Annotated in this window: 14 protein-coding genes; 12 read left to right on the forward strand and 2 right to left on the reverse strand. The window is 63.6% G+C overall.

The window, feature by feature from the left end; translation table 11 throughout:
- Window positions 1–73 precede the first annotated feature (73 nt).
- The 3 genes from ABVQ20_RS13905 (at window position 74) to ABVQ20_RS13915 (ending at window position 3772) form a co-directional block, all read left to right on the forward strand.
- Entirely contained in the window at window positions 74–1225 is a 1152-nt protein-coding gene (locus ABVQ20_RS13905) for a C45 family autoproteolytic acyltransferase/hydrolase (RefSeq protein ID WP_354460074.1), read from the forward strand.
- Between the two features lie 210 nt (window positions 1226–1435).
- On the forward strand, window positions 1436–2134 hold the full coding sequence (locus ABVQ20_RS13910) for a GntR family transcriptional regulator (RefSeq protein WP_354460075.1): 699 nt from the start codon (window positions 1436–1438) through the stop codon (window positions 2132–2134).
- A 282-nt stretch (window positions 2135–2416) separates the two neighbouring features.
- Complete coding sequence (locus tag ABVQ20_RS13915) at window positions 2417–3772, forward strand: glutamine synthetase family protein (protein ID WP_354460076.1); 1356 nt, start codon at window positions 2417–2419, stop codon at window positions 3770–3772.
- A gap of 5 nt (window positions 3773–3777) precedes the next feature.
- Here ABVQ20_RS13915 and ABVQ20_RS13920 read toward each other — a convergent pair whose 3' ends face one another.
- Window positions 3778–4638, reverse strand: a complete 861-nt coding sequence (locus tag ABVQ20_RS13920) for a MurR/RpiR family transcriptional regulator (RefSeq protein ID WP_354460077.1) — start codon at window positions 4636–4638, stop codon at window positions 3778–3780.
- Between the two features lie 201 nt (window positions 4639–4839).
- Between ABVQ20_RS13920 and murA the strand changes: the two genes are divergently transcribed.
- The 9 genes from murA (at window position 4840) to ABVQ20_RS13965 (ending at window position 15630) form a co-directional block, all read left to right on the forward strand.
- Complete coding sequence (murA, locus tag ABVQ20_RS13925) at window positions 4840–6096, forward strand: UDP-N-acetylglucosamine 1-carboxyvinyltransferase (RefSeq protein WP_354460078.1); 1257 nt, start codon at window positions 4840–4842, stop codon at window positions 6094–6096.
- Complete coding sequence (locus tag ABVQ20_RS13930) at window positions 6093–6974, forward strand: glucosamine kinase nucleotide-binding domain-containing protein (RefSeq protein ID WP_354460079.1); 882 nt, start codon at window positions 6093–6095, stop codon at window positions 6972–6974. The genes murA and ABVQ20_RS13930 overlap by 4 nt, the downstream gene beginning before the upstream one ends.
- 172 nt (window positions 6975–7146) lie before the next feature.
- Window positions 7147–8070, forward strand: a complete 924-nt coding sequence (murQ, locus tag ABVQ20_RS13935; RefSeq protein WP_354460080.1) for an N-acetylmuramic acid 6-phosphate etherase — start codon at window positions 7147–7149, stop codon at window positions 8068–8070.
- A gap of 95 nt (window positions 8071–8165) precedes the next feature.
- The gene (locus ABVQ20_RS13940) at window positions 8166–9689 is read left to right on the forward strand and encodes an ABC transporter substrate-binding protein (RefSeq protein WP_354460081.1); all 1524 of its coding nucleotides are present in this window, start codon (window positions 8166–8168) and stop codon (window positions 9687–9689) included.
- A 40-nt stretch (window positions 9690–9729) separates the two neighbouring features.
- Window positions 9730–10689, forward strand: coding sequence for an ABC transporter permease (locus ABVQ20_RS13945; protein ID WP_354460082.1), 960 nt, complete (start codon window positions 9730–9732; stop codon window positions 10687–10689).
- Window positions 10689–11528: an ABC transporter permease gene (locus ABVQ20_RS13950; protein ID WP_354460083.1), complete on the forward strand. Its 840-nt coding sequence runs from the start codon at window positions 10689–10691 to the stop codon at window positions 11526–11528. The genes ABVQ20_RS13945 and ABVQ20_RS13950 overlap by 1 nt, the downstream gene beginning before the upstream one ends.
- Window positions 11525–13273 carry an ABC transporter ATP-binding protein gene (locus tag ABVQ20_RS13955; protein ID WP_354460084.1) on the forward strand — a complete coding sequence of 583 codons (1749 nt, stop codon included), beginning with the start codon at window positions 11525–11527 and terminating at the stop codon, window positions 13271–13273. Before ABVQ20_RS13950 ends, ABVQ20_RS13955 begins: the two co-directional genes overlap by 4 nt.
- A gap of 229 nt (window positions 13274–13502) precedes the next feature.
- The gene (locus ABVQ20_RS13960; protein WP_354460085.1) at window positions 13503–14507 is read left to right on the forward strand and encodes a serine hydrolase domain-containing protein; all 1005 of its coding nucleotides are present in this window, start codon (window positions 13503–13505) and stop codon (window positions 14505–14507) included.
- Between the two features lie 7 nt (window positions 14508–14514).
- Window positions 14515–15630 (forward strand): anhydro-N-acetylmuramic acid kinase, encoded by a 1116-nt coding sequence (locus ABVQ20_RS13965; protein ID WP_354460086.1) that lies wholly within the window; start codon window positions 14515–14517, stop codon window positions 15628–15630.
- Here the strand turns inward: ABVQ20_RS13965 and ABVQ20_RS13970 are convergent.
- Entirely contained in the window at window positions 15627–16052 is a 426-nt protein-coding gene (locus tag ABVQ20_RS13970) for a GNAT family N-acetyltransferase (RefSeq protein WP_354460087.1), read from the reverse strand. The genes ABVQ20_RS13965 and ABVQ20_RS13970 overlap by 4 nt on opposite strands.
- Between the last annotated feature and the right edge of the window lie 78 nt (window positions 16053–16130).

Below are 16130 nucleotides of genomic sequence, written 5' to 3' on the forward strand. Positions count from 1 at the left end.
ACCAATGTTTTGCTTTTTATTGAAATAAAATTCAATACGATGTGCTCACCTGCAAAATTCGAGGTCCCTGCCAATGACCACCTGCCAGCCATTTCCACTCGTCGATGTGAGCGGGACGCCCAATGAGCGCGGCAAGGCCTATGGTGAACAGGCGCACGACCGTATCCACGCATCGGTGGCTTTGTATGCCGCGCAGCTTGGCCGGTTTGGCTTCGGGCAGAAGGATATCGAGCGCTTCAGCGGCATATTCCTGCCCCGCCTTCGGCAATGGGCGCCCGATCTCGTCAAGGAGATGGAAGGGATCGCCTCGGGCGCCGATGTCGGCCTTTCCTCGATCCTGCTGGTCAATGCCCGCACCGAAATCCTGCAACTGGCCAAGCGCGAGAAGGGCATTTCCGATGACGAGCCCGATGGCTGCACGGGCGCCGTGATCCTGCCGGAGGCGACGAAGGCCGGGCGGTTGATCCACGGCCAGAACTGGGACTGGCGCGCCGAATGCGCGGGGACCTCGATTGTCCTGCGCGTGCGGCGCACCGATGGCCCCGATCTCCTCACCTTCACCGAGGCCGGCGGCCTGGCGCGCAGCGGCTTCAATGCGGTGGGCATCGGCATCACCGCCAATTATCTGGAATCGGATCGCGACTATCGCGACATCGGCATCCCGCTGCCCTTCATCCGTCGCCGGGCGCTGGAAGCCCGGCATTTCGCCCATGCCATCAAGGTGGTGGCGACGACGCCGAAATCCTGCTCCAACAACATGATCCTGAGCACGGCCGAGGGTTTCGCGGTCGATTTCGAATGCGCGCCCGACGAAGCCTTTCCGATCTATCCGGACAAGGAGATGATCGTGCATGCCAATCACTGGCAAAGTCCGGTCGCCCTGTCGAAGCTGCGCGAGACTGGCCTCGGCGACGTGCCGGACAGCCTCTACCGCGACTACCGCGTGCGCAGGCATCTCGCTGCCCGGCATGGCGACATCACCGTCGATGACCTCAAGCAGGCGCTGTTCGACGATTTCGCCGCGCCGCTCAGCGTCTGCCGACCGGCAAACCGCAAAGAGGGCGGCAACCTCTCGGCGACGGTGGCGATGATCATCTTCGAGCCGGCCAGCGGCATCATGGAAGTCGCGCCGCTGCCGGCCGAGAACCGCGACTTCACGCGCTATGAGCTGACCATGGACGAGACGGTGGTGGGGAACGCGGAAAAGGCCCTGCCCGCGCGATAGAAGCCTTCGTCATCCGAACCGGGAAAGCGGAAGGGGATTGCCTTGCCGCCTGGCCGAGGCGGGCTTGCGGGGCTGTGATCGATGCGTCTATCATGCCGCCTGAAAGATGGCTGACCATGGCCGCCGACCGCGTTCAGCCAGCGAACAATGACGAGCGGCGGATGTCATCAGCTGCGTAGATTTCAGAACGAATGAAGTAGCGCACTGCCAATGGCTGACAGAACACAGTTCGGGTTGACCGCCGTCGACACCGTGCCCCTGCATGAGAAGGTCTATCTGGAACTGGTCAGGGCCTTGATGTCCGGCCAGTTCGTGCCGGGCCAGAAACTGACCTCGCGCAAGCTGGCCAAGGAACTCGGCACCAGCGACATGCCGGTGCGCAGCGCCTTCATGCGGCTGCAGGCGCTGCGTGCGCTCAGCCCGATGCCGAACGGCAGCGTGGAGGTGCCGGTGATCTCGGCCGAACGCTTCTCGCAGCTGACCGCCGTGCGCACGATCCTCGAAGGCTCGGCGACCGAACTTGCGACCAAGCGCGTCAACGGCAACAATCTGCGCACGATCCGGCGCCACTGCACCGACCTGACTTCAGCCGCCCGCAAGGGCGACATCGACGACTATCTGCGCAAGAACCATGACTTCAAATTCTCGATCTATCGCCATTGCGGCAATGAACAGATGATCTTCCTGATCGAAACCGTATGGATGCAGGTCGGCCCGTTCCTGCGGAACCTGGCCATGGGGTTCGAGGACGATCTCGCCTCCATTCTCGATATCGATTACCATGAGGAAGTCGTCGCGGCGATTGAGGCCCAGGACGCAGAGCGCGCCCGCGCGGCCATCGTTCGCGACATTGATGAGGGCGCGGCGCATATCCTTCGGCAGGCCAGATTTCCAGAAACGAGAAACTAGAATCGCACTGCTGCACGTGTTCAACTCAAAACCGCGGGGCCATGTTGAGGCACCGCGGCAGTTCAAATGCCACTTGGCTTTCCGCCCTCTTCCCTCTATGTTGCGATCGCAGATCGCGAAATTGGTTTTGAAATGCCTCCCGACATCCCGGCTAGTGAATTGAAAAAATAAGGAAAACTGACGGCGCTTGCCGGCTTGGTTCCTCAGAAACTCACAAGCTATTTTTACCGGGCCAATACAGCCGATCAGGCTGCGGCACCCTTCAAAACCAGAGGTTAGAAATTGAGCGATGCAATTGCGGACGTCCTGAACTGGCTTGAAAGCAGAAACGACATCCAGAGCCTGAGGGCCGCTGTGTGCGACCTCAACGGCGTCATGCGCGGCAAGCGTATCCCGGTCGAGCAGGCACGCAAGGCGCTGGAGGGCAAGCTGCGCATGCCCTATTCCCTGATCGGGCTCGACATCTGGGGCGAAGACATCGAAGGCAACACGCTGGTCTTCTCGACCGGCGACGCCGATGGGCTCTGCCAATGGACGGGACGCGGCATTCTCCCGGTGGAATGGACCGCGCACCCAACGGCGCTCGTCCCGCTGTGGCTCGCCGACGAAAACGGAGCGCCCTATCTCGGAGATCCGCGGCGGGCGCTGGCCCGCATCCTTGATCGCTACAAGGCGCTGGGCCTGACACCGGTCGCCGCAACCGAACTTGAATTCTATCTGGTCGACCCGCAGTCGCAGCGGCCGGTCGGGCCGGTGTCGCCGGTCACCGGGCGCCGCCTCGATTCCGACGCGGCATTGTCGATCGACGAGATCGACGACTTCGAATCCTTCATCCACGACGTCTATGAGGCCTGCCGGGCACAAGGCATTCCCGTCGACACCGCGATTGCCGAAAACGGCGTCGGCCAGTTCGAGATCAATTTGAACCATGTCGCGGACGCCCTGCGCGCCGCCGACGATGCCGTGCTGTTCAAGCGCACAGTCAAGGGCATCGCCCGCAAGCACGGCTTTGCCGCCTGCTTCATGGCCAAGCCGTATGGCGACCGCGCGGGCAACGGTTTTCATGTCCATTTCAGTCTGGTCGATACCGAAGGGCGCAACGTCTTCGACGACGGCACGGATCAGGGCTCGGAAATCATGCGCCATGCGGTTGGCGGCCTTCTCGCGGCGATGGCCGAGAGCACGCTTGTGTTCGCACCGCACTTCAATTCATATCGCAGACTTCGCCCGAGGTCCTATGCACCGACCGCTGTCGCCTGGGGTTACGAGAACCGCATGGTCGCGATCCGCATTCCCGGCGGTCCAACCGGCGCGCGACGCATCGAGCATCGTGTGTCGGGGGCGGACGCCAACCCATATCTGGTGCTTGCCGCCATTTTGGGGGCCGCGCTGATCGGCATCGAAAGGCAGATGTCGCCTGGCGATCCGACCGGCAGCGATGGGCAAGGCGTTGTGCCGGCAAAGCTGCCACCGGACTGGGCATCGGCGATCGCGGCCTTTGAAACCGGGACGCATGTGGCGGAGATCTTCCCGGCGATCCTGCGCGACTCCTTCATCGCCTGCAAACGACAGGAGTTGAACACGTTCGCGCTCAATGTCAGCGATTTCGAGATCGAGACCTATCTCGAAAGCGTTTAAGGCTTCTACGACGACCGATCCGCCTTCAACACGGAGACGGCCACCTCGCTGTTGTGCACGAACTCGTTGGCGTCGGGCTGCCTTTGAACCAGCAGGATGAACAGAAGGTCCGTCAGCGTCAGCTGCGCGTCGCGTGCCGTGATGGATGACGAGCGCGCGCGCTCCTCGTCGGCGACCGTGTAGAGGCGGATGTCGGCGACGCGGCTCAGCGGATTGTCATGTAGGCCGGTGACGGCGATGACGGTCGCACCGCGCTTGCGGGCAAGCTCGGCGACGCGCAAGGTTTCGATGCTGGCGCCGGAATAGGAAAGCGCGAACAGCACATCGCCCGGCCCGAGCGTCGAGACATTGGCCATCTGGATGTGGCTGTCACTGTCATGCATCACATTGCGGCCGAGCTTCATCAGCTTGTAGGAGAAATCGCGCGCCACCAGCGAGGATGCGCCGACGCCGACCAGATGGATGCGGCGCGCGCCATCCAGCATTTCCAGCGCCTTGGAGATGATCCGCTCGCTGTTGGAGGCGACGGTCTGCTGCATCGACAGAAGCTTACTGCCGATCAGCTTCTTCAGGATGACCTGGTGGTTGTCGCCGACCTCGATCGAGCCGTGGATCATGCCGGCCGGCACCTGCCAGTCCTGCGCCTTGGCCTCGCTGACGGCGAGTTTTAATTCCTGGTAGCTGGCATAGCCCAGTTTCTGGCTGAACTTGACGACGCTCGACTGGCTGCGGCCGATCTCGGCCGCCAGCGCCGCCGTCGACAGGCGCAGCATCTGGTCGGGATTGTCGAGAATGTACTGGCCGATCTCGCGATCGCCGGGCGCCATGGCGTCGAGCTTCACTTCGATCTTCTTCAGGACGGACATGCGTTTCCCCGAGCGGTTCAGGATGCCTGGTATATTAGGCATACCAACCCAAGGAATAAATTATTCCAACCGAGATTGACAGTGAAGAATGATCGATCGACTTTCGAAGCATGCCGCGTCGATCCTCGATTCGAGCATGAAAGACCGCTTGCGAACCTATAGGTTTGCAATCTCAGCTGCGTCAGATCGGGTTCCACAGCCATGGACAAGTTACGGATCGTCGGCGGACAAAGGCTGCAAGGCGCGGTGACCATTTCCGGCGCCAAGAACGCCGCGCTGCCGCAGATCGCGGCGGCGCTGCTCAGCCCCTACCCGCTGGAGCTGACCAACCTTCCTGATGTCACCGATGTCGGAAACATGCTGGGCGTGGTGGCGCTTCATGGCGCCGAAGTCACACGCTCACCCCATGCCGCGACGATCGACACCAGTGCCGCCGTTTCCAAGGAAACGTCTTACGACACGGTGAGAAAGATGCGCGCGACGGTGCTGGTTCTCGGCCCCTTGCTGGCCCGGTTCGGACATGCGCGGGTTTCCCTGCCGGGCGGCTGCGCGATCGGCGCACGGCCGGTCGACATGCATGTCGCCGCGCTCGCCGCGCTTGGCGCCAACATTGCGATCGAAAATGGGCTGATCGTCGCCTCAGCGCCAAACGGCCTGACCGGCACGCGCATCGTGCTGAGTTCACCATCAGTCGGCGCGACGGAGACGGCTGTCATGGCCGCGACCGCCGCGAAGGGCGAAACCGAAATCCTCAACGCGGCGCGCGAGCCGGAAGTGGCTGATCTCGCCGCCTGCCTCAACGCCATGGGCGCCAGGATCGAGGGCGCGGGAACGCATCGCATCCTGATCGCCGGCAGCACCGACTGGCGACCCGCCAGCCATCATATCATCCCAGACAGGATCGAGGCCGGCACCTATGCGGTTGCCGCCGCGATCACCGGCGGCCAGCTCGAACTGACCCATGCCAGGCTCGAGCACATGGCTTCCGTGGTGCAGCTTCTCGAGGCCACCGGCGTCAAGGTCTGGCCCGGAGATCGTGGGCTCATCGTGTCGCGGGACGGCCCGCTCAAGGCAGTCGACGTCACCACGGAACCCTATCCGGGTTTTCCAACCGATCTCCAGGCGCAGTTCATGGCGCTGATGTGCTGCGCCGACGGCGCTTCGCTGTTGCGCGAGACGATCTTCGAGAACCGCTTCATGCATGTGCCCGAGCTGATGCGGCTCGGCGCCAACATCAAGCTTCAGGGAACCATGGCGCTGGTGCGCGGCGGCGAGAAACTGCGGGGCGCGCAGGTGATGGCCACCGATCTGCGCGCGTCGGTGTCGCTGGTGCTGGCCGCACTGGTGTCCGAGGGCGAAACCGTCATCAACCGGGTCTATCACCTCGACCGCGGCTATGAACAACTGGACCGCAAGCTGCGTCTTTGCGGCGCCCAGATCGAGCGGATCAGCGCATGAGCGCGGCCGGCCCTTTTTTCCTCGGTGTCGATGGCGGCGGGACCGGCTGCCGTGCCCGCATCGAGGACGAGGCTGGAGCCGTGCTGGGGCAAGGCCTTTCGGGGCCGGCAACGACGCGGCTCGGCATCGACGAGGCATGGGCATCGATTTCCAGAGCCTACAGAGCCGCGATCGAGGAAGCAGGTTTCGGCACGGCGGACACGGCCCGGATCCGGGCCGGGGTCGGCCTTGCCGGCATCGGGCGCAAGGGCGCGCTGGAAGCGCTTCGGGCGATCGCCCATCCCTTTGCCAGCATCGACTTCGTCAGCGATGGCGTCGGCGCCTGCCTTGGCGCCCACTCCGGCCTGGACGGCGCCATCGTCATCGCCGGCACAGGCTCGATCGGCCTCGGCTTCGTCGAGGGACGCGACCTGCGCGTCGGCGGCTATGGCTTTCCGATCTCCGACGAAGGCAGCGGCGCCGATCTCGGACTGAAGGTCGTGCAACTCGCCTTGCGTGCCCATGACGGCCGGCACGAGCGGACGGCTTTGCTGGCCGAAGTCATGCAACGGTTCCAGAATGATCCCATGGAGGCGGTGGCGTGGATGGACCGGGCGACGGCGACCGACTATGCCGCCTTGGCGCCGATGGTGATGCGCCACGCCGACCAGGGCGATCCGGTCGGGCGGCGCATCGTGCAGAGCGCGGCCGAGCAGATCGACACATTCGTGCGCGTGCTCTTTGAGCAGGGCGCACCCCGGGTGACCTTGCTCGGAGGCCTCTCCAGCCCACTCGAACCGTGGCTTTCCCCGGACGTCCGGCGGCGTCTGAAGCCCGCTGACGGCGATGCCGTTTCCGGCGCGATCATCCTGGCCAGGAAATCATCTGTTTGTCGCTAGCGCTTGGCAAGGGTAGGAATATTTTATTCCAATCCTTCGTTGACATTGAGAATATGGAATTCTAAAAAGTTAACAGAATGGAACTGATGGCGAAGGCCAGCGTCAGCACTTGATGCTTCGTGTAGCGCCCATCTTTCCTGTTCACGACATGGCAATTTTTGAAAGCAGCCCGATGACCGAACAAGGGTTGATGTCTGAGTTGGAACAGCTGGTTTCCGAGGATCGGAACCCGAACACGATGGACATCGACCTGCTGCCAACCCTCGATGTCTTGCGCAAGATCAATGACGAGGACCGGGCCGTTCCCCTGGCCGTGGAGAAGGTTATCCCGCAGATCGCTGAGGCCGTCGACCGCATCGTCGCCGCCTTTCAGAAAGGCGCGCGGCTGATCTATCTCGGCGCCGGCACCAGCGGTCGGCTCGGTGTTCTCGATGCCTCGGAATGTCCGCCGACCTTCGGTGTGCCCGAGGACATGGTTGTGGGCCTGATCGCCGGCGGCGCCGAGGCCCTGGTGCGGGCGGCGGAAGGCGTGGAAGACGACCCCAGGCAGGGCGCGCGGGCATTGCGCGACATCAAGCTGACCGCCGACGATGTGGTGGTCGGCATCGCGGTCAGCGGGCGCACGCCCTATGTCATCGGCGGCCTGAACTACGCAAGACAGGTAGGGGCGACGACGGTGGCACTTTCCTGCAATCCGGCATCGACCATTGCCGGCATCGCCGATATCGCCATCTCGCCGGTCGTCGGCCCCGAGGTCCTCACCGGCTCGACGCGGCTGAAATCGGGAACCGCTCAGAAACTGGTGCTCAACATGCTGACGACCGCCAGCATGATCCGCATCGGCAAGAGCTACCAGAACCTGATGGTCGACCTTAATCCATCGAACAAGAAGCTTGTCGCCCGGGCCATCCGGATTGTCATGGAGACGACCGGCTGCTCGGCGCCGAAGGCACGGCAGGCGCTCGACAAGACCGGTAATGACGTGAAGCTGGCGATATTGGTGGTGATCACGGGCATGGGCATCGACGAGGCGCGCGAGGCCCTTCGCGAGGCAGGAGGTTTCCTGCGCAAGGCGATCAGTGACAAGACGGCGTGAGGCCGCACAAGCACTGGGCCGATACTCAAAGGTGCGTGTGCCTTTGAAGCGGTCCGGAGAAACTGCAAGGCATTCAATCATAATGGGAGACGACAATGGGACAGCATCTTACCAGGAAACTACTTTCCGGCATCACGCTCGCGGCCATGCTGGGTGTGGCGACGATTTCGACGCAGGCGAATGCCGCGACGCTGCATATGGCGTGGGCGCAGGACGCCACGGGGCTTGATCCGCACAAGCAGACAGCCTTCTCGTCGCTTCGCCTGCTGGAACTGATCTATGAGCCGCTGGTTCGGGTCGACGCCAGCCTGCAGATCGTGCCGGCCATCGCCACGTCCTGGGAATTCTCGAAGGACGGCAAGGCGCTGACGTTCAAGCTCGACCCGAAAGCAAAATTCCAGGGCGGCGCAGCGGTGACCTCGGCCGACGTCAAGGCATCGTTCGAGCGCATCCTCGATGAGAAGACGAGCGCCGCCGCCCGCGCCAACTTCCTGTCGATCGCCAGCATCGATACGCCGGATCCGGCCACCGTGGTCTTTCATCTGTCGCAGCCGGATGTTCCGATCCTGACGGCGATGAGCGACGTGAACGCGGCGATCGTTCCGGCAAGCGAGATCAAGGCCGGCACCATCGGCACGGCGGCGATCGGCTCCGGTCCCTTCAAGCTCGACAAATGGGACCCCAACGCCAAGGAAGTGCTGAGCGCCAACAAGGATTGGGCCGGAGGCCCGACGGGCGTCGACGGCATCGAGATCAGCGTGCTGCCGGACGAAACGGCGATCCTGGCGGCACTGCGCACCAAGCAGATCGACTTCGCGCTGCTGAACGATCCGCTTGTCGCCACGCTGGTTCCGAAGGAAGCCAGCCTGCAGCTCAACCGCGTGCCGGTGCTTTCCTATCACGTGCTGCAGCTCAATCCATCGCGCAAGCCGATGACCGAGCTCAAGGTGCGGCAGGCGATCTCCTGCGCCATCGACCGGCAGGAAGTGCTGGACACTGCTTCGCTCGGCGAAGGCAAGGTCACGGGTCCGCTGACCATTCCGGCGATGGCAACCGATCCGAGCCAGCTCTTCTGCTACAAGCGCGACGTCGAGAAGGCGAAGGCGCTGATGAAAGAGGCAGGCTATGCCGATGGCTTTTCGGCGACCGTGATCGGCGCCACCGGCGAGCCGCCGACGGCGGCGGCGGAAGCGCAGGTCATCCAGTCGCAACTGGCCGAAATCGGCGTCAAGCTCGACATCAAGATGATGGAGCTCAACGTCTATGTCGATGCCTGGCTGAAGGGTGACTTCGACATGGCCATCGCCTTGAACGGCGGCAGGGCCGACCCCTACACCATGTACAATCGCTACTGGACCAAGGCCGGCAACCTGCAGAAGGTGGCGAACTATATCGACGACACGCTCGACAGCCAGATGCAGCGGGGTCGCGCCGAAACCGATCCGGCGAAACGCAAGGTGATCTTCGCCGAGTTCGAGAAGCATCTCGCCGAGGTCTCGCCCTGGATCTGGCTCTACACATCCTACAGCTACACGGCCCAGCAGAAGAACGTGGCGGGATTTGTCCCGACGCCGACCGGCACCCTGTTCAGCCTGGGCAAGGTCACGATCGGGCAATAGAAGCCGCCGACGTAGAAGCAGGGCGAGAGGTGTTCTTCGCGTGAACTATCTGATGCGACGGCTATCGACCTTCCCTCTTGTCCTGCTTGGTGTCTCCATTGTCGTGTTCGTGGCGATCCGGATGGTGCCGGGCGACTCGATCACGGCAATGCTGGGCACCGAGGCCGGGCTGCTGACGCCGGCGCAGCGGGATTCACTTGCTGCTTATTTCGGCATCGACCAGCCCTGGTTCATCCAGTATGGGCGCTGGCTGCTTGGCATCCTGCACGGCAATCTCGGCATATCGGTGACCTATGGCAGGCCGGTGCTCGACGTCATCCTGGAACGCTTCCCGCTCACGCTCGAACTCGCACTGCTGTCGATGATCATCGCGCTTGCGGTCGGCGTGCCCGCCGGGGTTTTCGCCGCCACGCACAACGAGAAGCCCTCCGATCTGGTCGTGCGCGTTGTCGCCATGATCGGCCAATCGACGCCCAACTTCGTCCTTGCGCTATTGATCATCTACGCATTGTCGGCCGGCTTCGGCGTGTTGCCGGCGATGGGCCAGTTCGCGCCGCTCTGGCAGGATCCGCTGCGCAATCTCAGCCAGTTGATCCTGCCGGCGATCACGCTCGGATTTGCCTTCGCCGCCTCGGTCACCCGCATATCGCGCTCGGCCATGCTCGACGTTCTCAGCGACGACTATGTCCGGACCGCGCGCAGCAAGGGGGCCTCGGCGCGCAGCGTCATCTGGCGTCATGCTCTGCCCAATGCGCTGATCCCCGTGGTCACGCTCAGCGGCATCGAGTTCGGCTACCTGCTGGGCGGCGCCGTCATCGTCGAGCAGATCTATGCGCTGCCGGGTCTCGGGCGCATGGTGCTCGACGCGATCCTGCAGCGCGACTACGCGCTGGTGCAGGGCAGCGTGCTGTTCATCGCCTTCAACTTCATGATCGTCAATCTCCTGGTCGACCTCGCCTATGTCGCGCTCGATCCGCGCATTCGGCTGGGGGAGCGTTGATGCGAATCTTTCGGGCCATCTTCGCGCATCCCAGCGGCCGTATCGGCGGCGTCATCGTCGGGCTCTATCTGATCATCGCGGCGCTCGGCATGCTCGGGCTGACGCCACACAATCCGCTGGCACAGTTCCGGGTGGACCGGCTGCATGCGCCCAACGGCGCCTACTGGATGGGCACGGACCTGTTCGGCCGCGATGTGGCAAGCCGGCTGATGGCGGGCGTTGGCCAGTCTTTTACCGTTGCCTTCTTCTCGGTGGCCTTTGCATCGCTCGCCGGCACAGCACTGGGGCTGGCCGCCGCTTGGTTCGGACGGCGCTGGGACGGCGTCGTGATGCGCGTCATGGATGTGCTGCTGGCCTTCCCGGCAATCCTCCTGGCGCTGCTGATCGTGGCCGTTGCCGGACCGGGCACATGGACCAGTGTCGTTGCCATTACCATCGTCTACACGCCGATCTTCACGCGGGTCGTGCGCGGCCCTGCCCTGTCGCTCAAGGCGCGTGAATTCGTCGACGCGGCCCGCACCTTCGGCAGCAGCTCATCCTACATCGTCACCCGCCATCTGCTGCTCAACCTGGTGGCGCCGCTGACCGTTCAGGTCACGCTGGCACTGGCCTGGGCACTATTGACCGAAGCGGGCCTGAGCTTTCTCGGCCTCGGCATCCAGCCGCCGGCCGCATCGCTCGGACTGATGCTGAGCGACAGCCGCAACCTGATGGAAACAGCCCCCTGGCTGATGATCTTTCCAGGGCTGGCGATCATGATCAGCATCCTGGGTTTCAATCTGCTTGGCGATGCCTTGCGCGATATCCTCGACCCGAAGATGCGGAGAGCTGCGGCATGATCCCGCTTCTGTCCGTCTCGAATCTGCGCGTCGGTTTCGGCCGCAATCCGCAAGCCAACGAGGTGGTTCGCGGAGTCAGCTTCGACCTCGCCGACGGCGAGACGCTGGCCATCGTCGGCGAGAGCGGTTCGGGCAAATCCGTCACCGCGCTGTCGATCAACCGTCTCGTCGATTTCGGCGGCGGCCGCATCACCAACGGTTCCATGAAGTTGAAACGCGCCGACGGGAGCACGTTCGATCTGCTGACCGCGACCGAGCCGCAACTGACAAAAATCCGCGGCGCCGAGATCGGCATGATCTTCCAGGAGCCGATGACCTCGCTCAACCCGGTGCTGACCATAGGCAGGCAGATCGAGGAATCGTTTCGCCTCCATCGCGGCCTGACCGGTCGACAGGCAACAGCGGCGGCCAAGGATGCGCTCGACCGCGTGCGCATTCCCGATGCGGCGCGGCGACTGAAATACACGCCCAACCAGCTGTCGGGCGGCATGCTGCAGCGTGTGATGATCGCCATCGCGCTGGCCTGCAATCCGCGCCTGCTCATCGCCGACGAGCCGACGACGGCGCTCGACGTGACGGTGCAGGCGCAGATCATGGCGCTGCTCGCCGAGTTGAAGCGGGAAACCGGCATGTCGATGATCTTCATCACCCACGACATCGGCCTGGTTGCAGGCATCGCCGACAAGGTGATGGTGATGCAGAACGGGGAGGCGGTGGAACAGGGCGAATTGAACCAGGTCCTCGACCATCCCCGGCATCCGTACACGCAGCACCTGCTGCACGCCGTTCCGCATTTTTCCAGTGGCCGGGCGACGCGCGCGGACGGACAACGCGACAAGGATGGAAGCACGGAACCGGCTTTGAAGGTCGACGGCCTGGTGGTCAGGTTTCCCCTCAAGAGCGGCTTCTTCAGCCATGCGACAGGCGCGGTGCATGCCGTCGATGGCGTCGACTTCGACCTGATGCCGGGCGAGACGCTGGCCATCGTCGGCGAGAGCGGTTCGGGCAAATCGACCACCGCGCGCGCGGTTCTGGGGCTGGTGAACTCGACGCGCGGCACCTTCTCGGTCGGGGCGCGGAAGGCCTCGGTCGAGCAAAGCGCCCTGCCCGTGCAGATGGTGTTCCAGAACCCCTATGCCTCACTCAATCCCAGGCTCAGCATCGAGAGCATTCTGGCGGAGCCGGTGATCGCCACCGGCGGCCGAGTGGGTGCCGGGACGCGGACGAAAATGGCCCTGCTGCTGGAACGCGTCGGCCTGCCCAAGAACAGCCTTGAACGCTACCCGCACGAGTTCTCCGGCGGCCAGCGGCAAAGGCTATGCATCGCACGCGCACTGATGCTCAACCCGTCGGTGGTCGTGCTCGACGAAGCAGTGTCGGCGCTCGATGTCTCCGTGCAGGCCAAGGTATTGGAGTTGCTGGTCGACCTGCAGCGCGAGTTCGGCCTTGCCTATCTGTTCATCTCGCATGACATGGCTGTCGTTGAGCGGATCGCCCACCGGATCGCGGTGATCTATGCCGGGCAGATCGTCGAGATCGGCGATGCTGCCTCGGTGCTGTCGGAACCCAGGCATTCCTACACCAGGAAGCTCATCGCGGCCGTTCCCACCATCGACCGGCGGCATGAGCGTTTCGAACTGGATACGCGGCAGGTAACGTCGCTTGTTCGGCCGCTGGGGTTTGAACCGGCGCCGGCCAGATGGGAGCAGTTTGGGGTTGATCATATGGCGAGGGTGGAAGGTTGATGGGTAGTGCCTCCAACTATGCAAGGTCGGCGGGACAGCGCCCCCCTCTGCCCTGCCGGGCATCTCCCCCTCAAGGGGAGAGATCGGCAGTCTCGGCGTCCCGCTCGCCTTCAAACGTCGGAGATTGGCGAAAGCCCAGGCGACATCAAATCTCCCCCCTTGAGGGGGAGATGTCCGGCAGGACAGAGGGGGACGCGAAGGATCGCTGCCTCTCCGTAGGAGGCCGGCATTGACCAAACTCGCCCCGCTTTTCGATCGCGCTTTCCAACCACTCGAAGCTGCAGTAACAGAGGGCCGCATTCCCGGCGGCGTGCTCGGCATTGTCGACCGAAACGGCGAGCGCATCGTCCGTGCCGTCGGCTCGGCGCAACTCATCCCGAACATGCGGCCAATGCATGCCGAGATCTGGTTCGACCTGGCATCGCTGACCAAGGTCATCTTCACGACGCCGCGTATCCTGGCACTGACGGAACAAGGCATCATCGATCTCGATGTGCCGCTGGTCTCCGTGCTGCCGGATCTTCGCCAGTATGATCCGGAGGCCTGGGAGCGGAAGGTGACGTTCCGCCAGTGCCTTGGCCATCAGACGCCCTTTCCCGCCGTCGAGCCGATCTACACCTACGGGCGGGACCCGGAGCTGCTGCGCGCGTTCATCCTGCAGCGCGAATGGCTGAAACGGGAGCCCGTCTATTCCGACATCAACTTCATGCTGCTCGGCTTTGCGCTGGAGCGCCTTTCCGGCAAAACCATCCGCGACATCGATCCCGGCCCGGGCTTTGCCTGGTCCGCGGAGCCTGAACTCGCCGCAGCGACCGAAGACTGCACCTGGCGTCATCGCGTGCTCTCGGGGGAAGTCCACGACGACAATTGCTCGGCGCTGCAAGGTGCTGGCCATGCCGGGCTGTTCGGCACGGCGGCATCGATCCTCGATTTCGCTGGGGGATTGCTGGATGGCAGCGGCGCATCCGAACGTTCGATCGCGCTGATGCGCGCGCGCTTGTCCGCCACGCGCACCCATGGTTGGGAGCACCCCTATGAGGGCTGGTCCGGCGGCGCCTTGTGCGGCCCCGGCACAATCGGCCATACCGGCTTTACCGGCACCGGGCTGTGGGTCGACTTCGACAAGGGCAAGGCATGGACCTTGCTTACCAACCGGATCCATCCGACACGTCATTTCGACAGCGGCATCGCTTTGCTTCGCCAGGCGGTCGGCGATCTCGTCAATGGAGCTTAGGAACTCAATGGAACCAATCTGGGCCGTCGGCTTGATGACCGGCACCGTGCTTGACGGCAATATCGACGTTGCCCTGATCAAGACCGATGGCGAGCGGATCGCGGATTTCGGCACCTACACGCTGGCGCCCTACCCCGCAACGATCCGCACCCTGCTGGAGGAGACGCTGCGCCAGGCGAGGCTCTGGAATTTCGTAGGCCCGGAGCCGGCAATCTTTCGCGAAGCAGAAGAGGCACTGACACGCGCGCAATCGACAGCAGTCAAGGATCTCGTCGAAAGCTACGGACTGACGATGGCCGATATCGGCGTCGTCGGCTTCCATGGCCAGACCGTGCTGCATCGCGCGCCGCAGGTCGGGCGGCTCGGCCAGACCCGCCAGCTTGGCGACGGCGCCCTGATGCATTCCATCCTGGGCACCAAGGTCGCCTATGATTTCCGCTCGGCAGACATGCGCGCCGGCGGCCAGGGCGCGCCGCTGTCCGCCGCCTACCATGCCGCGCTGTTGCGCGACGCCGACGCCAGCGGCGATACCGCCGTGCTCAATCTCGGCGGCGTCGCCAACATCACCTGGTGGGACGGCAAGGACAATGTCGTGGCCTTCGATACCGGCCCCGCCAATGCGCCCTTGAACGATTTCATCAAGTCGAAAGGGCTTGGCGAGATGGACCGAGACGGCGCGCTGGCACGCGCGGGCAAGGTCGATGAAGCCCGGCTCGCCAAGTTGTTGCAGCACCCCTATCTGACCAAGTCTTACCCCAAGTCGCTCGACCGTTTCGATTTCGGCTCAGCGATGGCGGATGGCATGAACGCCGAGGATGGCGCGGCGCTGCTGACGGCGTTCACGGCATCCGCCGTCGGCAAGGCGCTCAACCTGCTGCCGCACAGGCCGAAAAAGCTGGTGGTTAGCGGCGGCGGCCGCCACAATCCGATGATGATGGAGATGCTTGCCAGCCGCGCCGGTGTCGACGCCGTGCAGGCAGAAACGCTGGGCTGGAAAGGCGACGCGGTGGAAGCCGAATGCTTCGCCTTCCTCGCGGTTCGCGTGCTCAGGGGCTTGCCGATCAGTTTTCCGTCGACGACCGGCGTGCCGCAACCCATGCGCGGCGGGCGGCTGGCGGGTTAATCCGCCAGCTTCTTCTGCAGGAAGATGCGGCTGCGACCGACGGGGAAATCGGCAAGCGTTCCGAACGGCCGATAGCCCTGGCGTTCATAGACCTTGGCGGCCTTCGGGCTGAACGTGTCGATCCAGGCGTTTTTACAGCCGCGCGCAGCGGCTTCCTGCTCGGCAGCGTCGAGCATCCTGCCTGCCATGTGCTGGCCGCGCAGGCGCTCGTCGACCCAGAGCCATTGCACGTAAAGCCAGCCCCAGGCGGTGTATCCCGAAATACCGGCAACCACCGCGCCATCCTCGTCGCGAACGAACACGGCGAGCGGTTTTCTCCCGGACGTGCCGACGTCACTGTCATTGAACGCGGTGAGGCGCTCGCCAAGAAAGGCCAGTTCTTCCGGCCGTGGATCGGCGGTCGTTGCGAGGATCGTGTTCATGGCCGGGTCCCGCTGGGGATGAATATCTCCTGAGCGTGTAGCGAAGGACCAGACAAGGAAGCAAGCTTTGTTGCGTTG

It is taken from the genome of Mesorhizobium shangrilense (genome assembly GCF_040537815.1).
Lineage (GTDB): Bacteria > Pseudomonadota > Alphaproteobacteria > Rhizobiales > Rhizobiaceae > Mesorhizobium > Mesorhizobium shangrilense.

Bases quoted from the DNA above. Each gene is read 5' to 3' on its own strand.
- ABVQ20_RS13965 (WP_354460086.1), top strand. From the start codon at position 14,515: ATGGAACCAATCTGGGCCGTCGGCTTGATGACCGGCACCGTGCTTGAC.
- ABVQ20_RS13905 (WP_354460074.1), top strand. From the start codon at position 74: ATGACCACCTGCCAGCCATTTCCACTCGTCGATGTGAGCGGGACGCCC.
- ABVQ20_RS13955 (WP_354460084.1), top strand. From the start codon at position 11,525: ATGATCCCGCTTCTGTCCGTCTCGAATCTGCGCGTCGGTTTCGGCCGC.
- ABVQ20_RS13950 (WP_354460083.1), top strand. From the start codon at position 10,689: ATGCGAATCTTTCGGGCCATCTTCGCGCATCCCAGCGGCCGTATCGGC.
- murA (WP_354460078.1), top strand. From the start codon at position 4,840: ATGGACAAGTTACGGATCGTCGGCGGACAAAGGCTGCAAGGCGCGGTG.
- murQ (WP_354460080.1), top strand. From the start codon at position 7,147: ATGACCGAACAAGGGTTGATGTCTGAGTTGGAACAGCTGGTTTCCGAG.
- ABVQ20_RS13920 (WP_354460077.1), bottom strand. From the start codon at position 4,638: ATGTCCGTCCTGAAGAAGATCGAAGTGAAGCTCGACGCCATGGCGCCC.
- ABVQ20_RS13910 (WP_354460075.1), top strand. From the start codon at position 1,436: ATGGCTGACAGAACACAGTTCGGGTTGACCGCCGTCGACACCGTGCCC.
- ABVQ20_RS13970 (WP_354460087.1), bottom strand. From the start codon at position 16,052: ATGAACACGATCCTCGCAACGACCGCCGATCCACGGCCGGAAGAACTG.
- ABVQ20_RS13930 (WP_354460079.1), top strand. From the start codon at position 6,093: ATGAGCGCGGCCGGCCCTTTTTTCCTCGGTGTCGATGGCGGCGGGACC.
- ABVQ20_RS13940 (WP_354460081.1), top strand. From the start codon at position 8,166: ATGGGACAGCATCTTACCAGGAAACTACTTTCCGGCATCACGCTCGCG.